Raw genomic sequence first — 8,164 nt, forward strand, 5'->3', positions numbered from 1 at the left:
CAGGCAACAGGCAACAGGCAACAGGCAATAGGCAATAGGCAATAGGCAATAGGCAATGGGCAATGGGCAATGGGCAATATTAAAAAAAATAAAACTACTCACATAAATAAGCAATTATATGAATTACCAGAACGCTAAAGATGCTTTTGATGAGCTTAAGAACTTTGAAGGCAAAGCCACCTTTAAGGGTGAAGATACAGTAATAACGTATTTTGTTTTATTACCTAAGCAAGATGTTGAAGATTTAAGTTTGAAACCTTTTTTAGAGCAATATACTGCAAGCGGCAGTTTTGAGATTGAAGGTAATCATGACGAACCTTATACTATTATAGCTATAAATACTGATGCAATGAAGTATAATAACGATACTGATTATTTCCTGACAATGCTGATAAATTAAATCCTGGATTGTTAGATTTTTTGATTACCAAAAATTCAGACATCCATTAGTAAACAAGAGCCTTTAGAAATTTATCTAAGGGCTTTTTGTTTTAAAATCAGGATTGCCACGCTGCCACTTAATAAAGCATATTAGTTTACTGATTCACTTTTGTTTACCCCTTAAAACGGTTGCTATAATACCCCTCAAATTACACACAACAATTAATTAACAAACAACATATTAGCTACAAATTAAATTGCATAATAAAAAAAGCAATCTGATAGCGCTACAATAGTACAGTTAGCTTATCATTACAATAAATGCGCGTCATTTTTTATTTAAAAAATGCATTTAAGGTTGTTAGTAAAACAGCCGCTTCAATCGAAATAGTTAAGGGATCGTTACTAAATTTATTAACTAAATTTAATATTTTATTGGCATAGCGTTATTAAAGTTTAATAGATTAATCAAGCATCTTTGTAAAACAAAACCACCTAAAACATCACACCATGAAAACTACCATCGACTTAGCCACCATTAAGAGTTTTATCCTTACTAATGCATTATCAGAAAATGTTATGCTTATGCTTCACCCATCAAACTTTAATAAGCTTGTAAAACAGGGTACAAAAAGAGCTAAAGCGCTTTGTATATCTGGCATTAATATTATTGCAGATGATAACAACGAAGTTAGGGAAGGCGAAATAGATATACTTGAAGTTAAATTTAACTAATAAATTATCCTGACTTTTTAAATCAGAGCAAAAAACCACTTGCAGCTAATTTAAAAAGTCAGGGTAAAATTATTCCTACTGCTTTTACAGCCTGTTTAAATATATTTCAAAAATCTACAATTTTGCCTTTAGCATCCGGGCAGCCTGAGTATAGCCACCTTCGGCACCATCTACAAAATGTATATGCCCGTCGTCAAGATTACGCACATAGCAAGACATTATAGAAGCACCACTTATGTGTATGCCATAAATAATTTCACCATTAGCCTCCATAACATTGAGCAGATTTTGTAAAGCAACACGTTGTTTTGCATTACCGGTTATAACTGTATTTATACGTCCGTCAATAACAAGGGTATCGCTCATATCTACTAATGATTTAAGAAAATCCCTGCCTTTTTTAGTACTGAAATAAATGTAGCCGTAAAAAGTAACTATCCATGTTTTAAGCAACTCTAAAAATCTTATTTTTCCAAGCCTTGCACGCATCTCGTTACCTAATTTACTAAAGGTAGTTTTAAGCTTAAGCCTCCCTACAGATATGGGCTGCCGTATCTCGGGAGCTCCATAAAGCTCTTCCATTGCTTCCAGCACTTTTTTAAACACCACGGCTTGTTGCGATACCTCTTTAGCAATAATAAGTAACGTAACAATTTCTTCCTTATCTGCCGGCGGCGGAATTTTATCCCAGCGGCATTGCATACCACTCAGGTCTAATATGGTTTCCTGCGCTGCAAGCCCGGCAAACATGTAATCATCTCCCTTAATTATTTTTTCGGCATAGTTAAGCCCGTTACCTAAAACTATAGGTATAGAGAACGTGGCAGAGCTACTGTATTTTGCAATGTGTATTTCATGGCCCTGTTCATAAATATCTGCCACGGGCACTGTACCGGCACGCAGGCTAAGGTTAAAATTAGCAAGGGTATTATTTTTATACAAGGTAAGGGCATGCATAACTTTATGTATAAGTACCGGCGGCACAATAAAGGTAGCACCGTCTCCACCAAAGAAGAACGGAATAATAATATCCATGCCAAATGCTAAATTAAGTACGCTTACAATGCTGCCTGTGGCAATAAGGTTAACGTCTTCATGGCGGCCCTGCAGTACGGCATTTGTAGAGCCCGTAATATCTGTAATAACAACATGCCAGTCTGCCGGAACGATGCTAAACAATTTTTGCTTTACCAATAGCACATGCAAAGGCATTTTGTGTAAAGGTAATGCAGAATAAAATTGCTCGTTGGCGTCTGTCATTGTCTTTTGCATCATAAATTGTTCTGTCTCTCAAAGTAACAACTTAAGATACTAATAAAATCTTAAAAGGCATTATTTCTGGTAAATTATATCTAACTGTATATACAGGGTTAAAAAAGCTGCGGAATGTAAATAGTAAATGTAGCACCGCAATTAAGCAGGCTGCTCGCCGTGATAACGCCTTTGTGGTTCTCTGTTATTTTTTTTACTATGGTTAACCCAATACCTGTTCCCAACTGGACATCAGTAGTTTGCAGCCTTTGAAAAAGCCCGAATATCTTTTCGTTGTATTTATTATCAAAACCTATCCCGTTGTCGCAAATAGTAATACGGCAGTAATTAATATCAGCATCAAGTTTCTCATTATCAAACTTATGACCTCTATTAAGGTCGCTTTTAATATCTATAACGGGGGCAATATTATCTATAGAAAATTTAAGAGAATTAGAGAACAGGTTATAAAGCAACTGCCTAAACTGAAACGGGATAACGCTAACCTCATGGCTGCCGGAATATATTATTTGGGCCGCCTTGCTTTCTGTTTCGTCCTGCAGGTCATGCTTTACCTCATTAATAAGGTCGTTTAATGCTACTTTTTCAAACACTTTATCTGCTGCCGAAACCTGCGAATAAGACAGCAGGTCTTTTATAAGTGCACTCATCCGTGATGCCGAATTATTTATCTTATCAATATATAATTTGCCCTGCACGGAAAGGCTGCTAAATTCTTTTTCCAGCATGAGCGACGAGAAAACCTGTATTTTGCGCAGCGGTTCCTGCAAATCATGGCTGGAAATATAGTTGAATGCCTTTAGCTCTTCGTTTACCCTTTCAAGTTCGGCATTTTGGGCTTGTGCTTCCCTTAGCCTTTGGGCAATATGGCTGCTTAAGGCTTCCTCCAGCTGTTCTTTAGCTCTATTAAGGTCGTTGTTTGCTTTGCGTAGTTGCAGCAGGTTCATAGTTTGCCCGGAGAGGACTTTTAAAGCTTCTATTTGCTGTGTAGTTAAAACACGTGGTTTAACATCGAGAACGCAAACAGTGCCAAGCCCCTGCCCGTTTGGGGTAACTAATGGTACACCTGCATAAAAAACGATATGGGGTTCGCCGGCCACAAAGGGGTTGTTTTTAAAGCGGTCGTCTTTACGAAAATCTTCGATGGTAAAAGCTTCGCCGGGTGTTTGTATGGCATAGCTGCAAAAGGCATATTCCAGCGGAGACCCATCCACATCAGTACCGCGATGCGATTTAAACCATTGCCTGTCTTTATCAATAAACGTTATAAGCGCAACAGGAGCTTCACAAATTATTGAGGCCATCAGTGTAATGTCGTCATAATCCTTTTCAGAGAAAGTATCTAAAATATCATAGCTGTAGAGATCCTCTAAGCGTTTACTTTCATCTGTTAAAGTTCCTGCCTGTATCATTTATGGTTAAAGAATTATAATAGGCTAAAAATACATAAATCAATGGTATAATAACGCCGCTTGTATATTTTTTGGCAATATCATTTTTAATCCAATGTTTTACCAATGTAATTATGGCTACAACACGTACCGCTTTGGCTACATTCATGAGTGTTCATTTCGGCAACTTTGCCTTGTAATTAAAACATATAAACATGAAAACTATTTTTATTACCGGCGCATCTGCCGGACTGGGGAAAGCAACGGCAAAATTATTTCAGGCAAACGGGTGGAACGTTATTGCTACTATGCGCAACCCTGAAAAAGAAACCGAACTAAACCTTTTAAACAATGTAACCTTACTACCGCTGGATGTTACCAATTCTGAGCTGATACACGACACAGTGCAAAAAGCTATTGCACTTGGCCCTGTAGATGTAGTATTTAATAATGCCGGTTACGGACTTGTAGGTGCTCTTGAGGCATACACAGAAAAACAAATAACCAGCCAGATAAATACAAATCTTACGGGAGTAATCAGGGTTACGCAGGCATTTATACCGCATTTTAAGGCGAAACAAAGTGGTTTGTTTATTACAACAACATCTGTATTTGGGTTAGTCTCTAATCCGCTATCAAGTGTATACAATGCTACAAAATTTGCATTGGAGGGTTGGAGCGAAAGTATATCGTATGAGTTGGCACTCTTTAATATTGGAATAAAAACCATAGCCCCGGGAGGTATAAAAAGCAATTACATGAACGTTATGCAGGTAGCACCACAGCCGGATTACGACCCATTAATGCAAAAAATGACCGAAGTATTCTCTAACGGCATGCTCACTTTTACAGAACCCGAAATTATTGCACAAACGGTATATGAAGCCGCCACAGATTGTAAAGACCAATTAACCTACCTTGCCGGAGAGGATGCTAAAAAACTATTGGTGCAAAGGCAGGCCGAAGGTGCCGAAGGTTATAGGATAGCAATGCGCAATGCCATGCAAATACAATAATTTACTACCTTAGCCACGATGAAACCCGAAAGTAAACAACCATATATATTCAACTCCGTATCAGAGCTGCACAAAGCTTTAGGCCTGCCAAAGCCCTTGCACCCGTTGATAAGCCTTGTTGATTATAGCGATATTACTGCTGATACTACTGATGTTGCCAAGGGCATGGTGCTTAACTTTTATAAGGTTTCATACAAAAAGAATTTTAAGGGAAAAATAAAATACGGGCAAAGCCATTATGATTTTGATGAAGGCGGAATGTCTTATATTTCGCCTAACCAAATTATTACTGCCGGTAGTGATGATGCCGATTATGGTGGCTATACCCTGCTTTTCCATCCTGATTTTTTACATAACTATGCGTTAGCGCAAGGCATAAAAAAATACGGATTCTTTTCGTATGCCTTATCAGAAGCTTTATATTTATCTGATAAGGAAAAGGAAATTATCACTGCCATTTTTACTACGATTGCGCATGAGCTTACACAGTCTATAGACCATTTTAGCCAGGATATAATGATATCACAAATAGAGCAGCTGCTCAATTACAGCAACCGCTTTTATAACCGCCAGTTTATTACCCGTAGAACACCCAACAATAATCTGGTGGCTAAAATGGAAAAGGTATTAGCCGGATATTTCGACACCCAAGAAACCCTTGTTACCGGCGTGCCAACCGTTCAGTTTATAGCCGATGAGCTAACGGTAACCCCGCGCTATTTGAGTGACATGCTGAGGGTGCATACCGGACAGAATGCACAGCAGCATATACAGGCTGGCATTATTAATAAAGCCAAAGAACTGTTAAGCACCACAAGCTTATCTGTTGGCGAAATAGCTTATCAACTGGGGTTTGAGCATCCACAATCGTTCAATAAAATATTTAAAAAGAAAATGAATGTTTCGCCAGTGGAGTATCGGCAGTCTTTTTATTAACTTCAATCGGCAACAAACAATGAACAATGAACAATTAACTATTAACTATTAACTATTAACTATTAACCATAAACAACATAAACAATGTCTTATTGCAGCGTAATAGAAACGATGTCGCCCGAAAAAAAGGCTCTTCATAAAGCGTATCACGACCATTATTATGGTTTCCCAATAGAAGATGATAACGAACTTTTTTGCCGTCTCGTAATGGAAATTAACCAGGCCGGGCTAAGCTGGGAAATTATCCTGAAAAAAGAGAAATCGTTCAGGTTAGCATTTGACAATTTTGATATTGCCAAAGTAGCAGCTTATACAGAAACAGACAGGGAACGCCTACTGTCAGATCCTGGAATAATACGCAATAAGCTTAAGGTTAACGCCGCTATAGAGAATGCAAAAACTATATTGACATTACAAAAAGAGCATGGCTCCTTTAAAAAATGGCTCGAAATGCAACACCCAAAAACTAAAGAAGAGTGGGTTAAGATATTTAAGAAAACCTTTAAATTTACCGGCGGCGAAATTGTAAATGAATTTTTTATGAGCATAGGCATGCTGCCCGGTGCCCATGCCCAAAACTGCCCTGTGTATAAACAAACCCGCGATGCCGGCGCGTTATGGTTTACTGTATAGATAGCAAGCTTTAACGTTGCGTTGGCAATTCAATTAGAGGTTTAAAAGTATCTTTAGCTAATTTATTTTAACACGTATAATCCCGCAAGCAAGGATGAGTTTATTTATTGCCTTCCTATCAACCGTATTAATCATTTTTACTATTTTATCCCTGATAAAGAATGATTATTGGATATTCAGGATATTCGATTATCCAAGATTGCAAAAATTTGTTCTCTCCTTAGTATGCCTTGCCTTGCTAATTTATTTCTTTAAAAGCACGGCGTTCATATATTGGGGGTTAATTGGGGCCATGACCCTTAACGTTATTTACCTTTTTACACTGATAATGCCATTTACCATATTAGGTAAAAAACAGGTTTTACGGGCAACAAAACATATACAAGACCAAAGCCTGAGTATTATGATCGCTAATGTTTTTCAGGATAATACAAATACTAAAGGCTGCCTTAACGAGGTGTACACAAACAATCCTGATATTGTATTACTACTTGAAACTAATAGCCGGTGGGACAACGAAACTGCCGAACTTGCAGCCAAATATCCGTTTAGTGTAAAGGTAGCGTTGGAAAATACCTATGGCATGCTGTTATACTCTAAATTAGAATTAACCGATGCTAAAGTAGATTATATTGTAGAAGACGATATACCATCTATTCACGGCATAATATCATTAAAGAATGGGCAACAAGTACAATTATATTGCCTGCACCCTACCCCGCCAGTACCACAGGAAAACCCAAGGTCTACAGAACGAGACAAAGAATTACTGCTCGTAGCTGATAAAGCTAAAGCCAGTAAATTGCCAGTTATTGTTGTGGGCGACCTTAATGATGTAGCGTGGAGCTACACTACCGAATTATTTTTAAAAATGAGCGGCCTATTGGATCCGCGCCGTGGCCGTGGTTTCTTTAACTCATTTCATGCGCATTACCCTATAATGCGTTTTCCGTTAGATCATGCTTTTATATCGACTGATTTTAAGCTAAAGGGCATGAAACGATTGTCTAATTTCGATTCAGATCATTTTCCTATTTTTATAAGCTTGCAATACGAAGCAGTCGCTACACAGCAACAGGAAGGCCTGGAAGCCGATGCCGATGATATAGAACTTGCGGAAGAAAAAAAATCTAAAGAATAAATTCACACTATTTTTATTAGGCTACATTCAATTAACGACAAAAAATATGTCGTTGCATCAGTCTTACACTTAGCCTGTTATATTAAGCTATTGTGTACTATTGCCAATCAATGTAAACTGTATATAATAGACATACTTTAAATCATTAAATACAGCATCATATACAATCCTTAACTATTTTAACAACCGCATCACCAATGGCTTCAGCAGACCTTTTCAATGCAAAAACAGAGGACTTTAGAAGTAAATTTAGGGGTTATACGTTGTGTAAGATTATTTAATTTGAGGCTAATTAATTTATATGCATAAATTGCCAATCCCACAGGTATTGGTATTGATCCAACTTTCATAATTTCTATAAAACAAAAAAGCCCTTTATCTATATGGATAAAGGGCTTTTAAAAAGAAAGGCGATGACATACTCTCCCACAAACTGCAGTACCATCTGCGCAGGCGGGCTTAACTACTCTGTTCGGGATGGGAAGAGGTGAGCCCCGCCGCAATAATCACCTTAAAAGGTTCATTGCTTTGGACAATGATTTACGCGTATACCGTTAACTATGAACTGTAAACCGTAAACTAATAATATTAACATACTGAGATAAAGAAAAAATAGTATTTAGAAAGTTCTTCCCCCGCTTTACAGCGGGGAAAAGAGC

The 8,164-nt window shown here is 37.7% G+C and carries 9 protein-coding genes and 1 rRNA gene; 6 read left to right on the forward strand and 4 right to left on the reverse strand.

Annotated elements, in window-relative coordinates; genetic code table 11:
- Positions 1 to 118 precede the first annotated feature (118 nt).
- Positions 119 to 400, forward strand: a complete 282-nt coding sequence (locus F565_RS0119475) for a hypothetical protein (RefSeq protein ID WP_020214925.1) — start codon at positions 119 to 121, stop codon at positions 398 to 400.
- Between the two features lie 491 nt (positions 401 to 891).
- Entirely contained in the window at positions 892 to 1,116 is a 225-nt protein-coding gene (locus tag F565_RS0119480) for a hypothetical protein (RefSeq protein WP_020214926.1), read from the forward strand.
- Positions 1,117 to 1,230: 114 nt separating this feature from the next.
- On the opposite strand, the gene F565_RS0119485 is transcribed toward F565_RS0119480, so the two are convergent.
- The 3 genes from F565_RS0119485 to F565_RS22985 all read right to left on the reverse strand — a co-directional run bounded on the left by F565_RS0119485 (position 1,231) and on the right by F565_RS22985 (position 3,948).
- Positions 1,231 to 2,391, reverse strand: a complete 1,161-nt coding sequence (locus tag F565_RS0119485) for a DUF3095 domain-containing protein (protein ID WP_211214783.1) — start codon at positions 2,389 to 2,391, stop codon at positions 1,231 to 1,233.
- Positions 2,392 to 2,486: 95 nt separating this feature from the next.
- A complete protein-coding gene (locus F565_RS0119490; protein ID WP_020214928.1) occupies positions 2,487 to 3,800 on the reverse strand; it encodes a GAF domain-containing sensor histidine kinase in 1,314 nt (437 codons plus the stop codon).
- Positions 3,772 to 3,948 carry a hypothetical protein gene (locus F565_RS22985; RefSeq protein WP_020214929.1) on the reverse strand — a complete coding sequence of 59 codons (177 nt, stop codon included), beginning with the start codon at positions 3,946 to 3,948 and terminating at the stop codon, positions 3,772 to 3,774. The genes F565_RS0119490 and F565_RS22985 overlap by 29 nt, the downstream gene beginning before the upstream one ends.
- A gap of 46 nt (positions 3,949 to 3,994) precedes the next feature.
- Here F565_RS22985 and F565_RS0119500 point away from each other — a divergent pair, with 46 nt between their 5' ends.
- The 4 genes from F565_RS0119500 (at position 3,995) to F565_RS0119515 (ending at position 7,505) form a co-directional block, all read left to right on the forward strand.
- The gene (locus tag F565_RS0119500; RefSeq protein ID WP_020214930.1) at positions 3,995 to 4,795 is read left to right on the forward strand and encodes an SDR family oxidoreductase; all 801 of its coding nucleotides are present in this window, start codon (positions 3,995 to 3,997) and stop codon (positions 4,793 to 4,795) included.
- A gap of 18 nt (positions 4,796 to 4,813) precedes the next feature.
- Complete coding sequence (locus F565_RS0119505; protein WP_020214931.1) at positions 4,814 to 5,731, forward strand: helix-turn-helix domain-containing protein; 918 nt, start codon at positions 4,814 to 4,816, stop codon at positions 5,729 to 5,731.
- A gap of 84 nt (positions 5,732 to 5,815) precedes the next feature.
- On the forward strand, positions 5,816 to 6,364 hold the full coding sequence (locus F565_RS0119510; RefSeq protein ID WP_026300191.1) for a DNA-3-methyladenine glycosylase I: 549 nt from the start codon (positions 5,816 to 5,818) through the stop codon (positions 6,362 to 6,364).
- A gap of 292 nt (positions 6,365 to 6,656) precedes the next feature.
- Positions 6,657 to 7,505, forward strand: coding sequence for an endonuclease/exonuclease/phosphatase family protein (locus F565_RS0119515; RefSeq protein ID WP_020214933.1), 849 nt, complete (start codon positions 6,657 to 6,659; stop codon positions 7,503 to 7,505).
- Between the two features lie 405 nt (positions 7,506 to 7,910).
- On the opposite strand, the gene rrf is transcribed toward F565_RS0119515, so the two are convergent.
- A 5S ribosomal RNA gene (gene rrf, locus F565_RS0119520) occupies positions 7,911 to 8,019 on the reverse strand.
- Between the last annotated feature and the right edge of the window lie 145 nt (positions 8,020 to 8,164).

It is taken from the genome of Flavobacterium rivuli WB 3.3-2 = DSM 21788, assembly GCF_000378485.1.
In the GTDB taxonomy this organism is placed as follows: domain Bacteria; phylum Bacteroidota; class Bacteroidia; order Flavobacteriales; family Flavobacteriaceae; genus Flavobacterium; species Flavobacterium rivuli.